Annotated in this window: 20 protein-coding genes; 18 read left to right on the top strand and 2 right to left on the bottom strand. The window is 56.7% G+C overall.

From position 1 onward, the window contains the following. Position 1: 1 nt before the first annotated feature. From lpxB to rpoS, 14 genes are all read left to right on the top strand, one after another. Positions 2 to 1,171 (top strand): lipid-A-disaccharide synthase, encoded by a 1,170-nt coding sequence (gene lpxB / locus ADIMK_RS08065; RefSeq protein ID WP_036185985.1) that lies wholly within the window; start codon positions 2 to 4, stop codon positions 1,169 to 1,171. Continuing rightward, positions 1,152 to 1,769, top strand: a complete 618-nt coding sequence (gene rnhB, locus ADIMK_RS08060; protein WP_036185983.1) for a ribonuclease HII — start codon at positions 1,152 to 1,154, stop codon at positions 1,767 to 1,769. The genes lpxB and rnhB overlap by 20 nt, the downstream gene beginning before the upstream one ends. A 3-nt stretch (positions 1,770 to 1,772) precedes the next feature. After that, positions 1,773 to 5,273, top strand: a complete 3,501-nt coding sequence (gene dnaE / locus ADIMK_RS08055; RefSeq protein WP_036185982.1) for a DNA polymerase III subunit alpha — start codon at positions 1,773 to 1,775, stop codon at positions 5,271 to 5,273. Positions 5,274 to 5,400: 127 nt separating this feature from the next. After that, positions 5,401 to 6,360 (top strand): acetyl-CoA carboxylase carboxyl transferase subunit alpha, encoded by a 960-nt coding sequence (gene accA / locus ADIMK_RS08050; protein ID WP_036185981.1) that lies wholly within the window; start codon positions 5,401 to 5,403, stop codon positions 6,358 to 6,360. Between the two features lie 20 nt (positions 6,361 to 6,380). Next, positions 6,381 to 7,691, top strand: a complete 1,311-nt coding sequence (gene tilS, locus ADIMK_RS08045) for a tRNA lysidine(34) synthetase TilS (RefSeq protein ID WP_051692693.1) — start codon at positions 6,381 to 6,383, stop codon at positions 7,689 to 7,691. Between the two features lie 51 nt (positions 7,692 to 7,742). Further along, positions 7,743 to 9,383 carry a CTP synthase gene (pyrG, locus tag ADIMK_RS08040; RefSeq protein WP_036185979.1) on the top strand — a complete coding sequence of 547 codons (1,641 nt, stop codon included), beginning with the start codon at positions 7,743 to 7,745 and terminating at the stop codon, positions 9,381 to 9,383. Between the two features lie 23 nt (positions 9,384 to 9,406). Continuing rightward, positions 9,407 to 10,702, top strand: coding sequence for a phosphopyruvate hydratase (gene eno / locus ADIMK_RS08035; protein WP_036185977.1), 1,296 nt, complete (start codon positions 9,407 to 9,409; stop codon positions 10,700 to 10,702). A 142-nt stretch (positions 10,703 to 10,844) separates the two neighbouring features. Next, positions 10,845 to 11,141: a cell division protein FtsB gene (gene ftsB / locus ADIMK_RS08030; protein WP_036185976.1), complete on the top strand. Its 297-nt coding sequence runs from the start codon at positions 10,845 to 10,847 to the stop codon at positions 11,139 to 11,141. Continuing rightward, positions 11,138 to 12,175, top strand: a complete 1,038-nt coding sequence (truD, locus tag ADIMK_RS08025) for a tRNA pseudouridine(13) synthase TruD (protein WP_231517016.1) — start codon at positions 11,138 to 11,140, stop codon at positions 12,173 to 12,175. Before ftsB ends, truD begins: the two co-directional genes overlap by 4 nt. 104 nt (positions 12,176 to 12,279) lie before the next feature. Then, positions 12,280 to 13,038, top strand: a complete 759-nt coding sequence (gene surE / locus ADIMK_RS08020; RefSeq protein WP_036185975.1) for a 5'/3'-nucleotidase SurE — start codon at positions 12,280 to 12,282, stop codon at positions 13,036 to 13,038. After that, positions 13,035 to 13,703: a protein-L-isoaspartate(D-aspartate) O-methyltransferase gene (locus ADIMK_RS08015; RefSeq protein WP_438267745.1), complete on the top strand. Its 669-nt coding sequence runs from the start codon at positions 13,035 to 13,037 to the stop codon at positions 13,701 to 13,703. Before surE ends, ADIMK_RS08015 begins: the two co-directional genes overlap by 4 nt. 5 nt (positions 13,704 to 13,708) lie before the next feature. After that, positions 13,709 to 14,641 (top strand): DUF368 domain-containing protein, encoded by a 933-nt coding sequence (locus ADIMK_RS08010; RefSeq protein WP_156042845.1) that lies wholly within the window; start codon positions 13,709 to 13,711, stop codon positions 14,639 to 14,641. 31 nt (positions 14,642 to 14,672) lie between these two features. Then, positions 14,673 to 15,434 carry a peptidoglycan DD-metalloendopeptidase family protein gene (locus ADIMK_RS08005; protein ID WP_036185974.1) on the top strand — a complete coding sequence of 254 codons (762 nt, stop codon included), beginning with the start codon at positions 14,673 to 14,675 and terminating at the stop codon, positions 15,432 to 15,434. Between the two features lie 51 nt (positions 15,435 to 15,485). Then, positions 15,486 to 16,523 (top strand): RNA polymerase sigma factor RpoS, encoded by a 1,038-nt coding sequence (rpoS, locus tag ADIMK_RS08000; RefSeq protein ID WP_081849716.1) that lies wholly within the window; start codon positions 15,486 to 15,488, stop codon positions 16,521 to 16,523. A 45-nt stretch (positions 16,524 to 16,568) separates the two neighbouring features. On the opposite strand, the gene fdxA is transcribed toward rpoS, so the two are convergent. Continuing rightward, positions 16,569 to 16,892 carry a ferredoxin FdxA gene (fdxA, locus tag ADIMK_RS07995; RefSeq protein WP_036185972.1) on the bottom strand — a complete coding sequence of 108 codons (324 nt, stop codon included), beginning with the start codon at positions 16,890 to 16,892 and terminating at the stop codon, positions 16,569 to 16,571. A 61-nt stretch (positions 16,893 to 16,953) separates the two neighbouring features. Continuing rightward, positions 16,954 to 19,554 (bottom strand): DNA mismatch repair protein MutS, encoded by a 2,601-nt coding sequence (gene mutS / locus ADIMK_RS07990; protein ID WP_036185969.1) that lies wholly within the window; start codon positions 19,552 to 19,554, stop codon positions 16,954 to 16,956. Positions 19,555 to 19,703: 149 nt separating this feature from the next. Here mutS and pncC point away from each other — a divergent pair, with 149 nt between their 5' ends. The 4 genes from pncC to alaS all read left to right on the top strand — a co-directional run bounded on the left by pncC (position 19,704) and on the right by alaS (position 24,734). Then, a complete protein-coding gene (pncC, locus tag ADIMK_RS07985) occupies positions 19,704 to 20,180 on the top strand; it encodes a nicotinamide-nucleotide amidase (RefSeq protein WP_036185951.1) in 477 nt (158 codons plus the stop codon). A gap of 95 nt (positions 20,181 to 20,275) precedes the next feature. Continuing rightward, the gene (recA, locus tag ADIMK_RS07980) at positions 20,276 to 21,325 is read left to right on the top strand and encodes a recombinase RecA (protein WP_036185950.1); all 1,050 of its coding nucleotides are present in this window, start codon (positions 20,276 to 20,278) and stop codon (positions 21,323 to 21,325) included. Positions 21,326 to 21,412: 87 nt separating this feature from the next. Further along, a complete protein-coding gene (locus ADIMK_RS07975) occupies positions 21,413 to 21,892 on the top strand; it encodes a regulatory protein RecX (RefSeq protein WP_051692691.1) in 480 nt (159 codons plus the stop codon). A 247-nt stretch (positions 21,893 to 22,139) separates the two neighbouring features. Next, positions 22,140 to 24,734 (top strand): alanine--tRNA ligase, encoded by a 2,595-nt coding sequence (gene alaS / locus ADIMK_RS07965; protein ID WP_036186254.1) that lies wholly within the window; start codon positions 22,140 to 22,142, stop codon positions 24,732 to 24,734. The last annotated feature ends 30 nt before the right edge of the window (positions 24,735 to 24,764 follow it).

The following is a 24,764-nucleotide window of genomic DNA, read 5'->3' as shown; positions in this document are numbered from 1 at the left end:
TATGCAGGTGGTGCGAGTCGGTATCGTGGCGGGAGAGGCGTCCGGAGATATTCTGGGCGCCGGCCTTATGCGCGCTTTGCAAGCGCGTTACCCACAGATTGAATTCGAAGGGATCGGTGGCGAGCTTATGCTCGACGCCGGCTGTAAAAGCCTTTACCCGTTGGAGCGGCTTTCCGTTATGGGCCTTGTTGAGGTCCTAGGTAGAGTTCCCGAGCTGCTGCGGGCGCGCAAGCGTCTGGTCCAGCACTTTATCGACAATCCTCCCGACCTGTTTATCGGTATTGACGCGCCTGATTTTACTCTGGGCATGGAGCGTAAGCTCAAGGCAGCGGGTATCCCAACCGTTCATTATGTCAGTCCGTCGGTTTGGGCCTGGAAGCGAAAGCGCATTTTCAAGATCAAGCAGTCGACAGACCTGCTGCTGACGCTTTTTCCGTTTGAGGCAGAGGTCTACACACCCACGCAGCAGAATCTGCGCTATGTCGGACATCCGCTGGCGGATCTCATACCCCGGCAGTTGGACATGGAAGCGGCCCGTTTGGCCTACCGATCGGACATCCCCGCCGAAGCTCAGTTGGTTGCATTGTTGCCGGGCAGTCGAGGCAGCGAAATCAAATACCTTGCAAGGCCCTTCCTAGAAACGGCTCGCTGGCTTCAATCCAAGCGCGCCGATCTGCATTTCGTGCTGCCAGCGGCGAATGAGCGGCGGTATCAGCAGCTGCGCGAGTTGATCGATGCGGACTTTGCAGATCTCAACCTACAGCTTGTATTGAAAGGCTCCCGCGAGGTGATGGCTGTGTCCGATGCGATTCTCATCGCTTCAGGTACGGCAACCCTTGAAGCGTGCCTGCTACGCAAACCTATGGTGGTGGCCTATCGGATGGCGGGGCTAACCTATGCGATCTATTCGCGCATGATCAAAAGTCGCTGGATCTCGCTGCCCAATGTTCTGGCTGGCGAAGAGATGGTGCCTGAGGTGCTGCAAGAGCGGGTGACGCCTGACATTTTGGGGCCGCTTGTCTTGAACGCACTCGAGGATTCGGATTATCGCGCACGCATCGACCGTGTGTTTACCCAAATAGGGGACGAGCTTCGTCAGAACGCCAGTGAACGCGCTGCGGACGCCGTGTCTGAACTGCTGGAGGGACGGAGTGCAAAACGGAGCATTTGATTTCGCACCGTCAGAGCTTGTCGCGGGGGTGGACGAGGTTGGCCGCGGGCCGCTGGTCGGCAATGTGGTAGCAGCTGCGGTTATTCTCGATCCGGCGAGGCCGATTGCCGGTCTTACCGACTCCAAAAAGCTCAGTGCAGCGAAGCGAGAGCGTTTGTTTGTTGAGATCCAGGACAAGGCGCTGGCCTGGTCAATACAAAGCGCATCGCCTGCTGAAATCGATGAGCTGAATATCCTGCATGCCAGTATGCTGGCGATGCGACGGGCGGTGCTGGCACTGACCCCTCAGCCTGAATATGCGATGGTGGATGGTAACCGGTGTCCAGAGCTGCCCTGTCCGGCCGAGCCTGTCATCAAGGGCGACCTGTTGATAGAAGCGATAAGTGCCGCTTCTATTCTGGCCAAGGTCTACCGTGACCGTGAAATGCTGGTATTGCACGAGCGGCATCCGCAATACGGGTTTGACAGTCATAAGGGCTACCCGACCAAAGCCCATCTGGCGGCTATTGAAGAGTATGGCGTACTGCCGGAGTATCGGCGCAGCTTTGCGCCTGTACGGCGGGTGCTGGACGCCAAACGTACACTGAACATGGAGTAACCGATGTCAGTTGCCAATTATGTTCACCTGCGGGTGCATACTGAGTATTCCCTGTTCGATGGTCTGGTCCGAATCAAAGAGTTGGTCAAGGCCGCCGCGGCGGACGGTATGCCAGCGGTAGGCATGACGGATCAGACCAATCTGTTCGCGCTGGTCAAGTTTTACAAAGCGGCTCTCGGCGCGGGTATCAAGCCGGTGTGCGGTGTCGATCTGTGGGTTCAGAACGAGCTGGATCCTGAAGGTGAACCCTTCCGTCTGACCCTTCTGGTGCGTACCGGCAAGGGCTATCGCAACCTGATGGAGCTGGTTTCAAGAGCCTACGCCGAAGGGCAGGGGATAGACCCTGAGCGTGCGCTGGTAAAACGGGAGTGGATCAAGGAAAAGGCCGAAGGGTTGATCGCACTGTCGGGTGCTCGCCTTGGCGAGGTCGGGCGTGCACTTCTGGCTGAGAATGGCGAAGCGGCGGCGATTGCCCGTGAGTGGATGGGCGTCTTCCCGGACAGTTTCTACCTTGAGATCCAGCGTACCGGGCGTACCGGTGACGAGGCGCTGTTGCATGCCAGTGTTGAGTTGGCCCGCGAAATCGGCTGCCCCTTGGTGGCAACCAACGAGGTGATGTTCATCAAGGCCGATGACTTCGAGGCCCATGAGGCGCGTACCTGCATCAACATGAGCCGCACACTGGAGGATCCGACTCGGCCGCGTAACTACTCCGATCAGCAGTACTTCCGTAGTCAGGCGGAGATGGCCGAGCTGTTTTCCGATATTCCCAGTGCGCTGGCGAATACCGTCGAGATTGCGCGTCGCTGCAATATTGAAATAGAACTGGGCACCTACTATCTGCCTCGTTTCCCGATCCCGGAAGGGATCCTGATGGACGACTACTTCCGGTATGTGTCGCGCCAGGGGCTGGAGGAGCGGCTGGCGTTTCTCTACGACGTCAACGCGCCCGATTTCGCGGCGATTCGAAAACCCTACGACGAACGGCTCGATTTCGAGCTCGATATCATTATTCAGATGGGTTTCCCCGGTTACTTCCTCATCGTGATGGACTTCATCAAGTGGGGCAAGGAGAACGGTATACCAGTGGGGCCGGGACGAGGGTCGGGTGCGGGCTCCCTGGTGGCCTATGCACTGAAGATCACCGACCTCGATCCTCTGGAATACGATCTGCTGTTCGAACGCTTCCTGAACCCTGAACGTGTATCCATGCCCGACTTCGATATCGACTTCTGCATGGATAACCGAGATCGCGTCATCGATTATGTGGCCCAAAAGTATGGCCGTGACGCGGTGTCTCAGATCATCACTTACGGCACCATGGCAGCGAAAGCGGTGGTGCGAGATGTGGCGCGTGTTCAAGGCAAGCCTTTCGGTTTGGCTGACCGCCTGTCCAAGCTGATTCCGTTCGAAGTTGGGATGACGCTCTCCAAAGCCTGGGAGCAGGAGCCGCAGTTGCGCGAGTTCGTCGAGGCGAGCGAAGAAGCGCAAGAGATCATGGAGATGGCGTACAAGCTTGAGGGTATTACCCGTAACGTCGGCAAACACGCCGGCGGTGTGGTAATTGCGCCGACCAAGCTGACCGATTTCGCCGCGACATACTGTGACGAAGAGGGGCACGGCCTCGTTACGCAGTTCGACAAGAACGATGTCGAAGAGGCGGGGCTGGTTAAGTTCGACTTCCTGGGTCTGCGTACGCTGACCATCATCGATTGGGCGCTGGAGATGATCAACGCCCAGAAAAAACGTCGAAACGAAGAGCCGCTGCAGATCGAAACCATCGATCTTGAAGACCCGGATACCTTCAAGCTGTTGCAGAGCGCCGCGACGACGGCCGTGTTCCAGCTTGAATCCAGCGGGATGAAGGATCTGATCCGCCGCCTGCAGCCGTCCCGCTTCGAGGATATTGTCGCACTTGTAGCTCTGTTCCGACCCGGGCCGCTGCAATCGGGCATGGTTGACGACTTTATCAACCGTAAGCATGGTCGCGCCGAGATGGCTTGGCCGCATCCGGATTACCAGCTCGATTCTTTGCAGCCGGTGCTGGAGCCTACCTACGGCATCATCCTCTATCAGGAACAGGTGATGCAGATAGCGCAGGTAATGGCCGGCTACACACTCGGCGGTGCGGATATGCTGCGCCGAGCCATGGGTAAGAAAAAACCCGAGGAGATGGCCAAGCAGCGCAGCTCCTTCCTCGAAGGGAGTCGGAATAACGGTATCGATGCCGATCTGGCGGGCAACATCTTTGACCTGGTGGAAAAGTTTGCAGGCTATGGCTTCAACAAGTCTCACTCTGCGGCTTATGCGCTGGTGTCCTATCAGACCGCCTGGTTGAAACAGCATTACCCCGCGCAGTTTATGGCGGCGGTGATGTCCTCGGATATGCAGAACACCGACAAGGTGGTGATCTTCATTGAAGAGTGCAGGCAGATGGGGCTGACGGTTCGTCTGCCCGATGTTAATGACGGTGAATACAAGTTCGCGGTCAACGAGAAGAATGAAATCATCTATGGCCTTGGTGCGATCAAGGGGGTCGGGGAAGGCCCTGTTGAAGCGATCGTGCAGGCCCGCGCTGAAGGTGGGCCGTTTAGCGACCTGTTCGACTTCTGTAAACGTGTTGGCACCAAACGTCTGAACAAGCGTGTCCTTGAGGCGCTCATCCGTTGTGGTGCGTTGGACAGTCTCGGAGCGCATCGTGCGATTTTGTGGGATGCAATCTCGGCGGCATTGAAAGCTGCTGATCAGGATGCGCACAATCAGGATTCGGGTATCTTCGACCTGTTTGGCGAAATGGAGGCACAAACCGAGACCGATCCCTACGAGAATTTCCGCCGGGCGCGTGAATGGACCGACAAGGAGCGCCTGCAGGGGGAGAAAGAGACGCTGGGTCTATATGTCACCGGTCACCCCATAGATGAGTATGAATCCGAGCTGCGACATTTTGTCAGCAAAAAGCTTGTCGAGTTGCAGCCGGCGCGCGGACGCAGCCAGAAGATGGCGGGTCTGGTTGTGGATCTGCGCATGAAAAAGACCAAAAAAGGCGATCCGCTCTGTTTTATTACCCTTGATGACCGCAGTGCACGGATGGAAGTGACGATGTTCGGTGAGGCCTATGAGGCGGCCAGAACGCTGATTGCCAAGGATGTGGTGCTGATCGTCGAGGGTGAGATTGCAACGGATGACTACAACGGCGGCCTGAAAGTACGCGGCAGCAAGGTGCTCAGTATCGCCGATGCCAGGTCTCAGTATGCCAGCAGTGTCGAGATCCAGTGTATGCAGCAGGATTTCGGTCGGCAGACGTTGAAGATGTTGGCTGAAACGCTTAAACGCGAGCGCTTGAGTGAAGGCGGCTTGCCTATCATCATGCGGTACCGGCGTGACGATGCCGAAGGACCATTGAAGTTTGGTGAGAACTGGCGCATTCGTGCCAGCGATGAGTTGATTCTGGCACTGAAGGAACAGTTCGGAAACGACCGTGTCAAACTGCGCTTCGAGCGCTGATTGGCGTGGGGGCCGACCGCTTCGGGGTGGAGTCTACCTCCCGCAACCGGTAGAATTGGCCGAAATTTTGGCAAGTTGCACGATGCGCTTGCCCCAACACACATGACAAGAGCAGAAGCAGACGCGCATGAATCCTAACTATCTGGATTTTGAACAGCCTATTGCCGAGCTGGAAGCCAAAATCAATGAACTGCGCCTGGTAGGCGAAGACAATGCAGATCTCAATCTTGCTGATGAGATCGGGCGCTTGAAGGATAAAAGTCGCACTCTGACTCAAAGTATCTTCGCTGACCTGTCTGCCTGGCAAATCTCTCAGCTGGCACGTCACCCCAAGCGTCCCTACACCTTCGATTATGTGAAGCATGCCTTCGAAGAGTTTGAAGAGATTCACGGTGATCGTCACTTCGCCGATGACCAGGCGCTTGTTGGTGGTATTGCCCGTCTGGACGACAAGCCCGTCATGATCGTGGGCCATCAGAAAGGCCGTGAAGTGAAGGAGAAGGTCAAGCGCAACTTTGGTATGCCGCGGCCTGAAGGTTATCGCAAGGCGCTGCGCATCATGGAGATGGCCGAGCGTTTCAAGCTGCCGATCCTGACCTTTATCGACACCCCTGGAGCTTATCCGGGTATCGATGCAGAAGAGCGCGGACAGTCCGAGGCGATCGCCTTTAACCTGGCTAAAATGTCGCAGATGCGTACACCGATCATCTCCACCGTCATCGGTGAAGGTGGTTCAGGTGGTGCGTTGGCGATCGGTGTTTGTGACGAGCTACTGATGCTTCAGTATGCCACCTACTCGGTTATTTCACCGGAAGGTTGTGCGTCGATCCTGTGGAAGAGCGCCGAGCGTGCAGCCGACGCGGCCAAGGCGATGGGCATTACTTCCGGTCGTCTGAAAGAGTTGGGTCTGGTCGATCAGGTCATTCCTGAGCCGCTTGGCGGTGCTCATCGCGATCCCGCGTTGATGGCGGCAAGTCTGCAGCAGAAGCTGGTCGAAACCTTGGATCGCTTGCAGCAGATGCCAATCGATGAGCTGCTTGATCGTCGCTATTCGCGTTTGATGTCCTATGGTCGTTTCACCGACTGATTCAGTGATAGAGCGGGCCCATGGCTGAGTTGCCTGTCCTGCTCGTAGAACGCCTCAAGGACCTAACACATATCCGCCGCTGGGTGATTGCATTCAGCGGCGGAGTTGATTCCAGGGTTCTGTTAGAGCTCTGCGCCCAGCAGTTACCGCCTGAAAGGTTATTGGCTCTACATATCGATCATCAGCTTCAGAGTGGCTCGAAAGAGTGGGCAAAGCGTTGTGAAGCGATCTGTGAGCATCTGAATATTGCGTATCGATGCATCTGCGTAAATCCGGGCACAGGCTCGGAGTCCGATCTTCGCGATGCGCGATATCAGGCATTTGAAGAGGTGCTAGAGCCCGGTGATTGCCTGTTGCTGGCGCAGCATGCCGATGATCAGGCCGAGACTTTGTTCTTGCGCTTGATGCGAGGCGCCGGTGTGCGAGGCTTGGCGTCGATGCCCTGGATGCGCCCGTTGGGGCAGGGCGTGTTGGCGCGGCCACTGCTTGATCAGTCGCGTGCTGTCATAGAGCGCTGGGCGAAAGAGCGGGGGCTGGAGTGGATAGAGGATCCGAGCAACGCCAGCGAGATATACGAGCGTAACTGGGTTCGTCACAACCTCATGCCCCTTTTGCGCGGGCGTTGGCCGCGATTACACCAGCGAGTGACAGCGACGACACGGCAGCTCTCCGAGGCGTGTGAGTTGCTGGATGAGATGGCTCAGGGGGACTTGAGTCAGATCCGGTCATCTCCTGAGCAATTACCACTTTTACCGCTGACTGAATTGAGTCGGGCGCGCCAACGCAATCTGCTGCGCTTCTGGGTTCATCGCGTCAGCGGCCATTGGCTCAGTGAAGATGAGCTGTTCAGGGTTGAGGAGCAGGTTATCGGTGCGGGCTGTGATCGCACGCCTGAACTGAAACTCGGTGGATACTGGCTCAGACGCTACCGTGAGTGCCTTTACCTGCAGCCGGCACTGCCGGAGCGAGAGGCACCGTTCTTGTTTACGCTCGAGCCCGGTGAGCGAAGACTGTCCCAGGGTGTGCTGGGCTTTGAACAACGCGCATCCCAGGGGTTGCCTGTCGGGGCCAGATTACGTCTTGGCTATCGTCAGGGTGGAGAGCGGGTTCGGCCTCTGGGGCGAGGTGGATCGGTCAGTCTCAAGCAGCTGATGCAGGAGGCGGGAGTGCCTCCCTGGTTGCGGGCAGGGTGGCCGCTACTATGGCAGAACGAAGTCCTGGTGGCCGTGCCGGGAATCTGCCTGTGTCATGAAGGTGTGGTTGAAGGTGGATTAACCCCTTTGTGGCGACCTTTTGGTTTGTCTGATGGCGGGTGCTTTGGTAGACTGTAGCCCCATCTTGAGTACGTTTTCCCTCCTAACTTTCGATCTTACAGGTTCCGCATGACGCGTTATATTTTCGTCACCGGCGGTGTTGTGTCCTCATTGGGCAAAGGCATCGCATCTGCTTCTCTGGCGGCTATTCTTGAGGCCCGTGGCCTCAAAGTCACAATGCTCAAGCTGGACCCGTATATCAACGTGGATCCGGGTACTATGAGCCCGTTCCAGCACGGTGAGGTGTTTGTCACCGAAGATGGCGCCGAAACTGACCTGGACCTCGGGCACTACGAGCGTTTCATCCGCACCACGATGACCAAGCGCAATAACTTCACCACCGGTCGTGTATACCAGCACGTGCTGCGTAAGGAGCGCCGTGGCGACTACCTCGGCGGTACCGTGCAGGTCATTCCGCATATCACTGACGAGATCAAGCGTCGTGTCATTGAGGGCGCCGGTGATGCCGATATTGCGCTGGTGGAGATCGGCGGAACAGTGGGTGATATCGAGTCGCTGCCGTTTTTGGAGGCGGTGCGTCAGCTGAAAGTCGAGCTGGGCTCTAACCGTGCGCTGTTCATGCACCTGACGCTGGTGCCCTACATCGCGACAGCCGGTGAAACCAAGACCAAGCCGTCGCAGCACTCGGTCAAGGAGCTGCGCTCCATCGGTATTCAGCCGGATATCCTGATCTGCCGTTCCGAGCAGCCAATCCCCGAGTCGTCGCGTCGTAAACTGTCGATGTTTACTAACGTGGAAGAGCGCGCCGTGGTTTCGCTGCCGGACGCCGACACCATTTACAAGATTCCGCGCATGCTTAGCGAGCAGGGGCTGGACGATATCGTTGTGGATCGTTTTCGTCTGGCTGGCTGCCCGGCCGCCGATCTGCGTGAATGGGATCGCGTCGCCGATGCCTTCCTGCATCCGGAAGGAGAAGTCCGCATCGCCATGGTTGGTAAGTACATGGAGCTGTTGGATGCCTACAAGTCGTTGATTGAAGCGGTGACTCACGCGGGTATTACCCTGCGTAAGAAGGTGAAGATCGATTACATCGACTCCGAGCGTATCGAGCGTGAAGGGGCCGAGATTCTCAAGGATGTGAGCGCTATTTTGGTACCGGGTGGCTTCGGTGAACGTGGTGTCGAAGGTAAGATCCGTGCCGTGCGCTATGCCCGCGAAAACCGTGTGCCATATTTGGGGATCTGCCTGGGTATGCAGGTGGCGGTGATTGAATTTGCCCGTCATGTGGCAGGCCTGGCCAATGCCAACTCAACCGAGTTCGACCCGCAGAGTGAGCATCCGGTCATCGGCCTGATCACCGAGTGGACCGATGCCAGCGGTGAGGTTGAAACCCGCAGTGAAGAGTCTGATCTCGGTGGCACCATGCGACTGGGTGCCCAGATCTGTCATCTCAAGCCGGGATCCCGAGTGGCAGACGCCTATGGTCGAATCGACATCAAAGAGCGTCATCGTCACCGTTACGAATTCAACAATAACTACACAGAACGTCTGGAAGCTGCCGGACTGGTCATCTCTGGCCGCTCGGAAGATGGCGAGCTCGTCGAAGTGGTGGAAGTGCCCGATCATCCTTGGTTCGTGGCCTGTCAGTTCCACCCGGAGTTTACCTCTACGCCACGTGACGGCCATGGGCTGTTCACCGGCTTTATTAAAGCCGCTCTAGAGCGTCAGGCGCAACAGACAGCAGAATAAGCGAAAAATTGGAGAAGAAGAGAATGGCTCAGATCGCTGATATCAAAGCACGTGAGGTGCTCGATTCCCGCGGTAACCCCACCGTCGAAGCCGACGTAATCCTTTCATCAGGTGTTGTCGGCAGTGCCTGTGCACCCTCAGGTGCATCCACGGGCTCTCGCGAGGCGCTGGAACTGCGTGACGGCGACAAATCCCGCTATTTGGGCAAAGGCGTCCTGAAGGCCGTGGCGGCTGTCAACGGCACTATCCGCGATGCTCTGGTTGGCATGGATGCAGCCGATCAGCGTGCGCTGGACAACAAGATGCTCGAGCTTGACGGTACCGAGAACAAGGCGAATCTGGGCGCCAACGCCATTCTGGCGGTCTCTCTTGCAGCGGCCAAGGCGGCAGCGACTGAAAAGGGTATTCCGCTGTACGCACACATCGCTGAACTCAACGGCACCGCTGGCCAGTTCTCTATGCCGGTACCGATGATGAATATCCTCAACGGCGGTGAGCATGCCGACAACAACGTCGATATTCAGGAGTTCATGATTCAGCCTGTTGGTGTAACCAATTTCGCTGATGCACTGCGTTGCGGCGCCGAGATCTTCCACGCGCTGAAGAAGGTATTGCAGAGCAAGGGGCTGAATACCGCGGTGGGTGACGAAGGTGGTTTCGCACCGAACCTGGGGTCAAACGAAGAAGCGCTGGTCGTGATCAAGGAAGCGATCGCCGATGCCGGTTACGAGCTGGGCAAGGACGTGACGCTGGCACTGGATTGCGCATCCTCCGAGTTCTACAAGGGCGGTCAGTACGACCTGTCCGGCGAAGGCAAGGTGTTCGATGCCGAGGGCTTTGCGGATTACCTGGCTGAGCTGACCCGCAACTATCCGATCGTCTCGATCGAAGACGGTATGGATGAGTCCGATTGGGCTGGCTGGGCAGCGCTGACTAACAAAATCGGCGATAAGGTTCAGCTGGTCGGTGACGACCTGTTCGTAACCAATACCAAGATCCTCAAGGAAGGTATCGATAAGGGTATCGCTAACTCTATCCTGATCAAGTTCAACCAGATTGGCTCCCTGTCTGAAACGTTGGATGCGATCAAGATGGCCAAGGACGCCGGTTACACAGCAGTAATCTCGCACCGCTCAGGTGAAACGGAAGATACCACCATTGCTGATTTGGCAGTGGGTACTGCCGCAGGTCAGATCAAAACCGGCTCTCTGTGCCGTTCAGACCGTGTATCCAAGTACAACCGCCTGCTGCGCATCGCAGAAGAGCTGGGTGACAAGGCGGTTTATAACGGCCTTAAAGAGATCAAGGGCCAGGGTTGATAAACCGATTCGCAAAAAAGGGGCTGCTTACCAGCCCCTTTTTTGTGTACAGGATGTACGATATCACTCGTCTTCTCTTCCGTTTCTTTGCAGAGAAGGTTTCGGGGATAAGTGTAAACGATCAAGTATATAAGAGGCGTACGTGTATCGCGCTCTACTATTGATACTGCTGGTCATGATTCTCGGTCTGCAATACAGACTGTGGTTCGGTGAGGCCAATCTGCGCCAGGTCTGGAGTCTTAAAGATCAGATTGAGCAGCAGCAGATCGAAAACGAGAGTCTGACCGAACGTAATCAGCGTCTGGAGGCCGAAGTGCGTGATCTCAAAAAAGGGATGGCGGCATTGGAGGAGCGGGCGCGTAGTGAGATGGGCATGGTGCAGGAGGGGGAGACCTTCTTCCAGCTGATCGAGCCCGAGCAGGAGAGTGACCAGCGTTGAATCTGTATCAGCAACCCCCCGTATATCTGAACGGTGAGCCTTCGGTTCATGCCAGGCTGCGCTGCGAACCCGAAGACTTTCAGGTGTTTGAGCAGCTCGGCTTCGAGCCTGATGGAGAGGGGGAACATCAGTTTCTGTATATTCGCAAACGCGGCGAGAACACCGACTGGGTCGCCCGGCAGCTGGCGAATTTCTGCCAGCTCAGTCCTCGTGATGTCAGCTACGCGGGGAAAAAAGACCGTCATGCGGTGACGGAGCAATGGTTCAGTGTGCATATGCCCGGTCACCGTGCGAGCCTGAACTGGAAGCTGTTCGGCGGCGATAGTATTGAGGTTTTGCGCGCCGAACGGCACAGTCGAAAGTTGCGTTTGGGAGCCCTAAGTGGCAACCGGTTTGTACTGCGCCTTCGAGATGTTTCTGACGATGCAGAGCTGCAAGCGCGGTTCGACAGCCTTGGCGTGGGCGTGCCTAACTACTTTGGCGAACAGCGTTTCGGGCATCACTACGGCAATATTGAAAAAGGGCTGGCGCTGATAGCCGGTCAGTACAAGGAGCGTCAGCGACACAAAAAAGGCTTGTATATCTCCGCTGTGCGCTCTTGGCTGTTTAACCATCTGTTGTCTCAGCGTATCGAGAAGGGGTTATGGAGCGAGATACTTGACGGTGATGTGCTGATGATCAATGGCCGCCAGAGCTGCTTCCTTTATGATGGCGATCCCGATATTGCTAAACGCATGGCGGCAGGGGAACTGCATCTGACCGGCCCCTTATGGGGGCGGGGGGAGCTCATGACTCAGGGCGTAGCGCGCGATTTTGAGCAGCAGGCGCTGGCGCAGCAGGCGACGGTGTGTGACCAGTTGGCTGCATTAGGGCTTAATCAGGAACGGCGCGCACTCAGGTTGTCACCTGCCGAGCTTGCGATAGAGCGTGAGTGTGACGGACAATGGCTGTTGACCTTCGAACTGCCGGCAGGCGCCTTTGCAACGAGCGTGTTGCGAGAGCTCTGTAAATGGCAGCAGTCGGGCCAGGAATGAAAGCGCTAAATGATAAGAGATAGGGTCTCGGTGTCGACAAGGAGCGCCCGAACCCGGGGCCGCTAGCCTGATTGGGCAGGGCCCGAGTGGAGTATTCCCACCCGATGCATATATTGATTTCGAATGATGACGGCGTTTACGCGCCGGGCTTGGCGGCGTTGGCGTCGGCTCTGGAGCGTGATGCGCAATCGGTTTGCGTAGTGGCCCCGGACCGTAATCGCAGTGGTGCCAGTAACTCGTTGACGTTGGATCGTCCTCTGGAAGCCTACACCCACGAATCCGGATTTATCAGCATCAACGGTACGCCGACAGACTGCGTACACCTGGGCGTGTCGGGGCTGTTCAGTGCTGAGCGCAAGCCTGATGTGGTGGTGTCCGGTATCAATGCTGGCGCGAACCTGGGTGATGACGTGCTTTATTCAGGCACAGTGGCTGCGGCCATGGAGGGACGAAACTGTCGTTTGCCCCCCATCGCCGTGTCGCTGTGCAGCTTCCATCCCCAGCACTATGAAACCGCTGCCGAGATCGTGCGTGTGCTGGTGAGTAAGCTTGAATCACTGGTTGTGGCACCGCGCACCGTGCTTAACGTCAATGTGCCGGACCTGCCGTTGGAAGAGATTCGAGGAATACATGTTACCCGGTTGGGGCACCGATTTGCCGGTGAGCCGCCGGTGAAAGTGCAGGATCCGCGTGGGCGAACCCGCTATTGGATCGCCGGAACCGGTGATGCTGCGGATGCCGATCCGGGGACGGATTTCTATGCCGTTGAGCAGGGCTATGTTTCGGTCACACCGTTACAGATCGACATGAGCCATTACTCCGGTATGGAAAGCCTTGGGCTCTGGCTGGAGGAGTTGAATTGAACGACGTGCTGTTTCAGGGTATCGGCATGACCTCAAAGCGAACGCGCGATCGACTGATCGCCCGCTTGAAAGAGCAGGGTATCGAGAACGACAAAGTCTTGAACGTGGTGCGGGATACCCCCCGGCACATCTTCATAGACGAGGCGCTTTCGCATCGCGCTTATGAGGATACTGCGTTACCGATTGGCTTCAATCAGACCATTTCCCAGCCTTACATCGTTGCTCGTATGACCGAGTTGTTGCTGGAAGATGGGCCAAAAGAGAAAGTGCTTGAAGTGGGTACCGGCTCTGGCTATCAGACCGCGATCCTCGCGCAGCTCGTCGATCAGGTGTTTACGGTCGAGCGCATTAGAGGGCTACAGGAGAAGGCGCGAAAGCGCATGCAGCAGCTGCGCTTGCGCAATGTGATGTTTCGTCATACCGATGGCGGTATGGGGTGGCCCGACAAGGGGCCGTTCGATGGCATTATGGTTACGGCAGCACCGGAACAGGTTCCTCAGGAACTTCTGGATCAGCTCAGTATCGGTGGTGTACTGGTGATTCCGGTAGGGGATGGTCAGGGACAGGTTCTGATGAAGATCCGCCGTGTGGATGAAGAACAGTATGAGCGCGAGGTTCTTGAGCCTGTGCGCTTCGTCCCGTTGCTTGCAGGGGTGGTTCGTTGAGCGAAATGGAAATCAAAGTGCGTACACCCAAGGATTATTTGGCGCTGGCTGGCAAAGGAATGATGATGGGGGCAGCTGACGCGGTTCCCGGTGTATCCGGCGGTACCGTCGCCTTCATTACCGGTATTTACGAAGAGTTGATCGATACGTTGCGCAGCTTTGATCTGCAGGCACTGATGGTGCTTTACCGAGAGGGTATCGGTGCGTTCTGGCGCCATGTCAACGGCACATTCCTGGTTACGCTGCTGGGCGGCATCCTGTTAAGCCTACTGAGCCTGTCACGGGTTGTGCTCTTCATGCTGGATCAATATCCGGTCCTGCTCTGGGCGTTCTTCTTTGGCCTTATTCTGGCATCGGTCTGGAGTTTGATGCGGCATGTGCAAGGCTGGAACCTAAGTAACACCTTGATCTTCTTTACCGGTGCTCTGTTAGCTTATCTCATCACATCATTGACGCCGGGAACGCTGACAATATCGGCATTTACCCTGTTCGGTTCAGGCATGGTGGCGATCTGCGCCATGATTTTGCCCGGCATATCCGGCAGTTTCATCCTGCTGCTCATGGGGATGTACGCGCCGATACTCAGTGCGGTAAAGCATTTCGAACTCTATAACATCGGATTGTTTGCCGCCGGTTGTGCGGTTGGCTTGATCAGTTTTTCACGCCTGTTAAGCTGGGCGTTTCATCACCACCGCAAACTGGTGCTCGCGTTGCTCGGTGGTTTTATGCTGGGTTCGCTGAATAAGGTCTGGCCATGGAAATACACACTGGCCTACACCATTGATCGGCATGGCGACTCGGTTCCGTTACTGCAGCGCAACGTGTTGCCGGATGTGTTCACCCAGTTGACAGGTCAGGCGGCGCTTCTTTTGCCGGCACTTGTGCTGATGGCCGTGGGCGTGGTGTTGGTTGTTTTGCTGGATCGACATAACGGCTAGGGGAGGTTGGGTGCGCAGGGGAGCACGCGGATTGCAGAGGCTGTTCGTTTTACTTGCTGTATTCGCATTGGCTGCCTGCTCCGGTGGATATGCTCCGGTGACTGAGCAGTCGCTCGGCGGTCGTTCCCATGCTCCGGCTCCTGCACGTTACACGGTAAGGCAGGGCGATACCCTGTATTCGATCGCCTGGCGGTATGGCCTCGATTACCGCCAGTTAGCCAGCATGAACGGTATCGATAGCCGTTACACAATCTACCCCGGACAGAAGCTGCGCCTTAAGGGCGGCAATAGCTCCACAGCTCCCAGCTCAGGAACCAAATCGGTCCCTGAGACTCAAATTACTTCAACAAGCCCGTCTAAACAGAGCAGCCGTCAAGCCACGACCCAAAAGCCTGTGCCCGCTGCTTCGGCTTCCGGGCCCGTCGATTGGCAGTGGCCAAGCAGTGGCGCGCTGATTGGACGTTTTTCCAACGGGTCAAGCCCGAACAAGGGTATCGATTTGGCGGGAAAAATCGGAGATCCAGTGTACGCAGCGGCCTCGGGTCGTGTGGTATATGCTGGCAGCGGATTGCTGGGTTATGGCAATCTGGTGATAGTGAATCACAATCGACAGTACCTGAGTGCATATGCACATAACAGTCGCATTTTTGTGAAAGAAAGTGATAGTGTGAAAAAAGGCGACAAAATCGCCGAGATGGGCAATACCGGAGCCAGCCGTCCGATGCTGCATTTTGAGATCAGGCGTGACGGTAAACCAGTAGATCCGCTGAAGTATCTACCCGTAAAACAATAAAACAATAATAAGCAAAACAGCGTAACGACAGACACGCATGGGGGTAATCAGATGGAAACCGTCAGTACCAAAGAGTACGGAGCGATGAGCAGTGGACGAGATCCTGACATCGATTCCGATGAAAGCATGGAACTTAACGACGTCGACGACACCGATCTGGATGAAGAGGAGGAGTCGGACGACGAAGAGGTGCCCGAGTTCATCAATAGCGGTCGCGGGCGTGGCAGTATGGCTCACAAGGATCTGGTCAACGCCAAGACACTGGATGCGACCCAGCTGTATTTGAATGAAATAGGGTTCTCGCCGTTGTTGACGGCCGAAGAGGAGGTCTATTTCTCGCGGCTGGCGCTTAAAGGCGATGAGTCTGCGCGTAAGCGCATGATCGAGAGCAACCTGCGACTTGTGGTCAAAATCGCCAGACGCTACATCAATCGAGGCCTGTCACTGCTGGATCTGATCGAAGAGGGTAACCTCGGCCTGATTCGCGCAGTGGAAAAGTTCGATCCGGAACGGGGCTTTCGCTTCTCGACTTACGCGACCTGGTGGATCAGACAGACAATCGAACGTGCGATCATGAACCAGACGCGTACCATTCGGCTACCCATTCATGTCGTCAAGGAGTTGAACGTTTATCTTCGTGCCTCTCGTGAGTTGGCTCAGAAGCTTGATCACGAGCCCTCAGCGGAAGAGATCGCGACATTGGTCGACAAGCCTGTTGAGGATGTGGAGCGCATGCTGGGGTTGAACGAGAGAATCGGCTCGGTAGACACGCCCGTCGGTGGCGGGTCAGACAAGTCACTGCTTGATACCATTGCTGATCAGGGTGCCGGTGACCCGGAAACTCTGCTTCAGAACACCAATATAAGCGGCAACTTGAATAAGTGGCTCGATATGCTGCCAGAGAAACATGCTGACGTGCTGTCTCGACGCTTCGGCTTGCGTGGACACGAGATGTCGACTCTGGAACAGGTTGGCAAGGAGATCGGACTGACGCGAGAGCGGGTTCGCCAGATCCAGGTGGAAGCGCTGCGTAAGTTGCGCGAGATCGTGGAGAAAAATGGCTTGAGTGGCGAAGATCTGCTTCAGTAGCCACCCGTCATGTGAAAACGGGGCCTTCAGGCCCCGTTTTTATGTCTATCGCTCGAGGTACTTCAGTTTGTCCTCGACACCGTTCCACTCTTCGGCATCGTCGAGCGGTGCCTTACGCTCACTAATATTGGGCCAGGCTTCGGCTAATTCCGCATTCAAGGCTACAAACGGTTGCTGCGCATCGCTTAAATCGTCCTCGGACAGAATCGCCTCGGCAGGGCACTCGGGTTCACAGAGCCCGCAGTCGATGCATTCATCGGGGTGGATGACAAGGAAATTGGGACCCTCGTAAAAACAGTCGACAGGACACACGTCGACACAATCGGTGTATTTGCAGCGTATGCAGTTTTCCGTCACGACATAGGTCATCGCTCGTTCTCCCCGTTATGGCGATTTGAAGGCAGTATAGACATCTACTGCCAGCAAGGTGTTAGTGTGCCAGCTTTTTCAACTCGTACAGTAGCTCAAGTGCGGCGCGGGGCGTCAATTCATCAGGGTCTATTTGGGCAAGCTTGCGCTCCGCTTCCGAGGGCACCGGTGCAATGAACAGGTCGCTTTGTACCGGGTTATCCTGGGCGATCTGTTCACGCGTCGGTGCAGGTCTGAGATCGGCGGCCCGGGTGTCCTGCTCGAGCTGTATGAGCTTCTCTCTTGCCTGAGTGATGACATGGGGTGGTACGCCTGCGAGCTGAGCGACCTGCAGACCGTAACTCTGGCTGGCCGGCCCCTGCTGTACTTCATGCATGAAGACGATATGGTCATTGTGCTCAACGGCCGTCAGGTGCACGTTATGTACCCCGTCACACTGCTCGGGCAGTGTGGTGAGTTCAAAGTAGTGGGTGGCGAAGAGGGTGAAGGCGCGAACCTCCCGGGCCAGAAACTCAGCGCAGGACCATGCCAGAGACAGACCGTCAAATGTGCTGGTGCCGCGCCCGACCTCATCCATCAGCACAAGACTGCGATCGCTGGCGTTGTGCAGGATATTGGCCGTTTCCGTCATCTCCACCATGAAAGTTGAGCGTCCGCCAGCCAGGTCGTCCGACGACCCCATGCGGGTGAAAATGCGGTCGACGATGCCGATGGTTGCACAGGTGGCGGGTACGTAACTGCCGATATGAGCCAATAAGGTGATCAATGCAGTTTGACGCATATAGGTGGACTTACCGCCCATGTTGGGGCCAGTGATAATCAACATCCGCCGTTCGGGTTCAAGCTTTAGGTCGTTAGACACGAACGGAGTGTCGAGTACCGCTTCCACAACAGGGTGGCGGCCGCCTTCAATCTCAATGCAGGCATGATCAACAAGCGTCGGTGCAGAATAGTCCAGCGTTTCGGAACGCTCTGCGAGGTTCTGCAACACGTCGAGCTCGGCCAGCGCACTGGCACAGTCCTGAAGTGGTGCGAGTTCGGCGGCCAGCGTTTCGAGCAGCTCTTCATACAGTTGCTTCTCGCGCGCCAGTGAGCGGCCCTTGGCGCTGAGTGCCTTGTCCTCGAATGTCTTCAGCTCAGGTGTGATGTAGCGCTCGGCATTCTTGAGCGTCTGTCGTCTCTGGTACTCGGCCGGCATATCTATCGCCTGAGCTTTGCTGACCTCGATGTAATAGCCGTGCACGCGGTTATAGCCGACTTTAAGCGTATTCAGTCCTGTCCGCTTGCGCTCACGCGCTTCCAGCTCAAGCAGGTAGTCGCCGGCGTTCTCACTCATGCCACGCAGTTCGTCGAGTTCTGCGTCAAATCCCTCTGCAATGACGCCACCATCACGTATCAGCATCGGCGGCGATTCAATAATGGCGCGCTCGAGCAGTTCGGCAAGTTCTGGGAAGGTCCCGATAAGCTGGCGAAGCTCTGCTATGCGCGGGGCGTCACTGTCGGCCAGCTGCTCCTGCAGAGCAGGCAGGTTGCCGAGCGCGAGCTTAAGTCGCTCGAGATCGCGGGGGCGGGCAGAGCGCAGCGCGACGCGCGACAGTATGCGTTCCATATCACCAACCGGGCGCAGCGTCTCCGAGATGGCTTCAAAATGAAAACCGTTCCTGAGCCAGCCTATCGCGTTTTGCCGGGCCAGAAGCGTATTCAGATTACGTAAAGGTCTGTGCAGCCAGCGCCTGAGCATGCGCCCGCCCATCGGTGTGCGGGTTTTGTCCAGAACGGACGCCAGCGTGTTGTCGGTACCGCCGGAGAGGTTTTGGTCGAGCTCAAGATTACGTCGGGTTGAGGCATCGAGCAGTACGGCTTCAGCGCGCTGCTCGACCTGCATGCGGCGGATGTGGGGCAGTGCGCTGCGCTGTGTGTCCTTGGCATATTGCAGCAGGCACCCGGCCGCGCCGATCGCCAGCGGCAGGTGGTCGCAGCCGAATCCCGACAGATCCTGCGTGTTGAACTGCTGGCACAACAGGCGGCGGGCGGTGTCCTGTTCGAAGTGCCAGGGGGCCTGAGGCCTGAGGCCTCGACGTCCCTGAAGGAGGGTGCTAAGAGTACTGTGTTCGGGGTAGAGAATTTCGGCCGGGCGCAAACGCTCGAGCTCCGCAATAATGCCCTCTTGCGTATCGACCTCCAGCAGGCTAAACCGACCGGCGCTGATATCCACCAGCGCAAGTCCGAAACGCCCCTGATCAATATCGATGGCGGTGAGCAGGTTGTCGCGAGTTTCGTCCAGCAATGCTTCGTCGCTCAGCGTTCCCGGGGTCACAATGCGTGCTACCTGACGCTCGACGGGGCCTTTGCTGGTCGCGGGATCCCCCACCTGTTCGCAAATCACGACCGATTCACCGGCACGAACGATCTTGGCGATATAGGTCTCGGCGGAATGGTAGGGGATGCCGGCCATGGGAATCGGCTCGCCGGCAGACTTCCCGCGGGCGGTCAGCGAGATATCGAGCAGCTTGGCGGCGCGTTTGGCGTCATCATAGAAAAGCTCGTAGAAGTCACCCATTCGGTAGAACAACAGCTGGTCAGGATGCTCCGCCTTGATCTTGAGATACTGCTGCATCATGGGGGTGTGGTGGCTGGCGTTTGTATTGGCTTGTGCTGTCATAGAGTGGGCTGTCTTCAACCGGATTTCGAGGATTGAATCGAGGGTTTTCTGGCGTTCTAATGGTTCTAAAATTGAGCCGGACCACGATTCTACGCGAATCGATCGGGGGTAGGTAACCCGAAACAGGAATCTGGCCGAAGGGAGGCGTGATGGAAGCGTTGGCAAAGCAGGTGGGTGAGGCGTTAAAAAACGCGGGATTGACGGCGGCAACAGCTGAATCCTGTACCGGTGGCTGGGTGGCGCAGGCCATCACGGCTGTAGCGGGTAGTTCGCAGTGGTTTGTCGGTGGTTATGTATCGTACTCCAACGATGCTAAACAGAAGATGCTGGGGGTTAAGCCTGAGACGCTGGAGGCTCATGGGGCTGTCAGCGAATCGGTTGTGGTTGAGATGGCTGAAGGTGCGCTGCGTAATACCGGCGCGGACATCAGTGTGTCCATCAGTGGTATAGCCGGTCCCGATGGTGGTAGCGAAGATAAGCCGGTGGGCACGGTGTGGTTTGCATGGGCTGTGCGGGGGCGGCCAACGGTCAGTTGCCTGAGTTTTTTTCATGGAGATCGCGAGTCCGTGCGCCGTCAGGCGGTAGAGCAGGCCCTGGAAGGCCTTATGGCCTATCTGCCTGTTTGATCTGAAGTCGCAGTGGGCTTGCAAAACGATCAGGTTCTGGAATAATACTGTTTAAGCATACAGTATTTATTTCGGGCCCAACGAAAGGTTGAGAGATGGACGATAACAGAAAGAAAGCGCTTGATGCGGCACTGTCGCAGATTGAACGTCAGTTCGGTAAAGGTGCGGTCATGCGTATGGGTGACCAACCGCGTGAGGCGATTCCGGCTGTCTCCACCGGCTCCCTTGGTCTGGATATAGCGCTGGGCATTGGCGGCCTTCCGTATGGCCGTGTCGTCGAAATTTACGGTCCGGAATCTTCCGGTAAGACCACGCTGACGCTTCAGGTTATCGCTGAGGCGCAGAAGCAGGGCAAAACCTGTGCATTCGTCGATGCTGAACATGCGCTGGACCCGATCTACGCTGAGAAGCTGGGCGTTAATGTGGACTCGTTGTTGGTATCCCAGCCGGATACCGGTGAGCAGGCGCTTGAGATTACCGACATGCTGGTGCGCTCAGGCGCGGTTGACGTGATCATCGTCGACTCTGTCGCGGCGCTGGTACCCAAAGCCGAGATCGAAGGTGAGATGGGCGATTCCCATGTTGGTCTTCAGGCGCGTCTGATGTCACAGGCGCTGCGTAAACTGACCGGTAGCGTCAAGCAGGCGAACTGTCTGCTGGTCTTCATCAACCAGATCCGTATGAAGATCGGCGTCATGTTCGGTAACCCGGAGACCACTACCGGTGGTAACGCGCTTAAGTTTTACGCGTCTGTACGTCTGGATATTCGTCGTACCGGTGCAGTGAAGCAGGGTGAAGAGGTGGTCGGTAACGAGACGCGCGTCAAAGTGGTGAAGAACAAGGTGTCGCCGCCATTTCGTCAGGCTGAGTTCCAGATCATGTACGGAGCCGGTATCTACCATATGGGTGAGGTGATCGATCTAGGTGTGCAGCAGAAGCTGGTCGATAAGTCCGGTGCCTGGTATGCCTACAAAGGCGACAAAATCGGTCAGGGCAAGGCGAATGCTGCGCGCTATCTGGAAGAGCATCCCGAGATCGCTGAAGAGATTGAACAGGCGATCCGCAGCGAACTGCTCAATGTGCCTAAGGCAAAAGAGAGCGCCGCGGTTACCGATGACGAGAAGAACGCCGAGCTGGAGTTCTGACACCGTTCAAGGTGCTGATGCTATAGTCAAAAAAGGCCCCCTGGGGCCTTTTTTGTTGTCTGACATTCAGGGGTATGGAGACTGCTTATGTTTAATGGTCGACCTTCAGCCAAGTTGATCGAGGATGAGTCGGCACTGGTGCAGGCGGTGGTTCAGTTGCTGGCACGGCGGGAGTACAGCAGAGGTGAGCTGGTCTCGCGTCTGCGTAGCCGCGTTGAAGACGGTGATATGCTGGAGAGAGTGCTCGATCGGATGCAGGAAAACGGCTACCAGAGCGATAGCCGCTTTGCCATGAGTCAGGCGCGTCAGCGTTACGAGCAGGGGTATGGCGAGCGACGCATACGTTACGATCTGCAGCAGAAAGGAATCCCTTCTACACTGACCGACGCTACGCTTTGCGAACTTGAAGCCGATTGGTTTGAATCGGCACATCGACAGGCCGTTCGAAAATTCGGAGAGCAGCCTCCCGCAGATGCGAAAGAACGCGCCAGGAGGACTCGCTATCTCCTTGGTAGGGGCTTTGGCTATGACGAGGTGAAGTACGCTCTGGAGGGCGATGCAGGCTGATGTTCAAGTCCCTTGAGGCTGGCAGGAAGGCGGGGCTTCATGCAGGAAAAATTGTCGAACAAAATTTACACACGTTATATACTGTCCCGCCATTTTTTGCGGCGATTTTGCGCGTGCGGAAGGCATTATTCGAACGCGTCAGCAGAGATATTCGGTCGGCTTGGCTGAAATACAGCCGGTCTGGAATCCGGATTAATCTGCACGTGGCAACAGGACTCTAGGAAAACGGTTTATTCAGATGAAATACATGACGAGTGCCGAGATTCGCCAGGCTTTTCTGGACTATTTTCACGACCAGGGGCATGAGATCGTCCCGTCCAGTCCGCTGATCCCGGGCAACGACGCGACCCTGCTGTTTACTAACGCCGGCATGGTTCAGTTCAAGGATGTCTTCCTGGGTACCGATAAGCGCAACTATAGCCGGGCGACCACGTCTCAGCGCTGCGTGCGCGCCGGTGGCAAGCATAACGACCTGGAAAACGTCGGTTACACCGCACGTCACCACACTTTTTTCGAAATGCTGGGTAACTTCAGCTTCGGAGACTATTTCAAGCGGGATGCCATCCGTTTCGCATGGACATTCCTGACCGAAGTTCTGGGACTGCCGAAAGAGAAGCTGTGGGTTACGGTTCATCACAGCGATGATGAGGCGGAGAAGATCTGGAAGGAAGAGATCGGCGCCGATCCCGAACGTTTCTCCAAACTGGATGAAGACAACTTCTGGGCCATGGGCGACACCGGTCCCTGTGGCCCCTGTTCGGAAATTTTTTACGATCACGGGCCGGATGTGGCCGGTGGACCTCCGGGTAGCCCGGATGACGACGGCGATCGTTACATCGAGATCTGGAATATCGTATTCATGCAGTACAACCGCTCGGCTGATGGTGAGATGACGCCGCTTGAGGCGCCGTCAATCGATACCGGAATGGGCCTGGAGCGTATTGCGGCCGTTATGCAGAACGTGCATAGCAACTACGAGATTGACCTGTTCCAGAACCTGCTCAATGCTGCCGCGGCAGAGTTGAATGTACAGGATACGACGGCTAAATCGCTGCGTGTTATCGCCGACCACATCCGTTCTTGTGCGTTCCTGATCGTGGATGGTGTCCTGCCCTCCAACGAAGGTCGCGGATATGTATTGCGCCGTATTCTGCGTCGAGCTGTTCGCCACGGCAACAAGCTTGGCGCCAAGGGGGCGTTCTTCCATAAGCTTGTAGCTCCGCTGGTAAAAGAGATGGGCGAAGCCTACCCCGAATTGGTAGAGCTCCAGGGCCAGGTTGAGCGCGTGATCCTCAAAGAGGAGGAGCAGTTCGCCCGTACGCTGGATAACGGTATGGCGCTGCTTGAGCAGGCGATTGCGGATCTGGATGGCAAGGTTATCTCAGGTGAAACCGTATTCCGTCTCTACGATACCTACGGGTTCCCGGTCGACCTTACTGCCGATGTGGCGCGTGAGCACGAGCTTAGTCTGGATATGGACGGTTTCGAACAGGAGATGGAGCAGCAGCGGCAGCGCGCGCGCGCGTCCGGCCAGTTCTCCGTCGATTACAACGCACGCATCAAGGTCGAAGGCGAGACGCGTTTTTCCGGTTACGAGGCATTTGAAGATCGCACCGAGGTGGTGGGTCTGTTCCGCGAAGGTGAGGCGGTCAAGCAACTATCTGCCGGCGAGAAAGGCATTGTCGTTCTTAAGAACACATCCTTCTACGCGGAATCCGGTGGCCAGGTGGGCGATACGGGTGTCATTCGTTGGGATCGCGGCGCTTTTGCGGTTACCGGATGCACCAAGGAGGGCAAGGTCCACTTGCATCAAGGGCAGGTCTCCGAAGGTGTTCTTGAGATCGGTGACAGCGTATCGACCCAGATCGATGTTGCTAAGCGCCGTGCGACTGCGCTCAACCATTCTGCGACGCACCTGTTGCATGCTGCGCTTCGCGAAGTGTTGGGCAGCCATGTGCAGCAGAAAGGCTCTCTGGTGGATGCCGAGCGTCTGCGTTTCGACTTCTCTCATTTTGAGGGTATGACGGCTGAAGAGATCCAGCGGGTCGAGGATATCGTAAACGCACAGGTGCGCGCCAATAGTCCGGTGCAGACCGAGATCATGCCGATCGATGAAGCCAAGGCGAAAGGCGCGGCAGCACTGTTCGGTGAGAAATACGAAGATGTCGTACGTGTTCTGACCATGGGGGATGGCTTCTCCATCGAACTCTGTGGTGGTACGCATGCCTCTCGTACCGGCGATATTGCACTGATGAAGATTGTATCCGAGAGCGGTATCGCGGCTGGCGTTCGCCGTATCGAGGCGGTCACGGGTGAGGGAGCCCTGCGCTGGTTCCGCGACAGTGAGGCCGTAGTGGGTGATCTGTCGGCTCTGGTGAAAGGCACGCGTGACTCGGTTGTCGAGAAAGTCAAAGGGTTGAGCGATCGTAACCGTCAGCTCGAGAAAGAGATTGAGCGTCTGACAGCTAAGCTGGCATCGGCCGCGAGTGGAGATCTGATCAGCCAGGTCGTTGAAGTCTCGGGTGTAAAAGTGCTGGCGGCTCAGCTCGACGGCGTCGAGGCGAAGTCGCTGCGTGACAGTATCGACCAGCTTAAGAACAAGTTGGGCAGTGGTGTTGTCGTACTGATGACTGCGCAGGACGACAAGGTCAGCGTAGCCGCCGGTGTAACCAAGGATCTGACCGACCGCGTCAAGGCCGGTGATCTGGTGCGTGAGCTGGCTGCTAAGCTGGGCGGCAAAGGCGGTGGTCGTCCGGATATGGCACAGGGTGGCGGCTCCGATCTGGCGGCGATGCCGGAGGCGTTGGCATCTGTTCAGGCTCTGGTGGCTCAGGCGCTCTAAATAGGCGGATCAGTGCCTCCGTCATGGGGG

Origin of the sequence: Marinobacterium lacunae (assembly GCF_000705555.1) — a bacterium.
Taxonomy (GTDB): Bacteria; Pseudomonadota; Gammaproteobacteria; order Pseudomonadales; family Balneatricaceae; genus Marinobacterium_D; species Marinobacterium_D lacunae.
The sequence above is the reverse complement of the archived record's forward strand: the minus strand, read 5'-3'. Positions and strand labels throughout refer to the sequence as shown.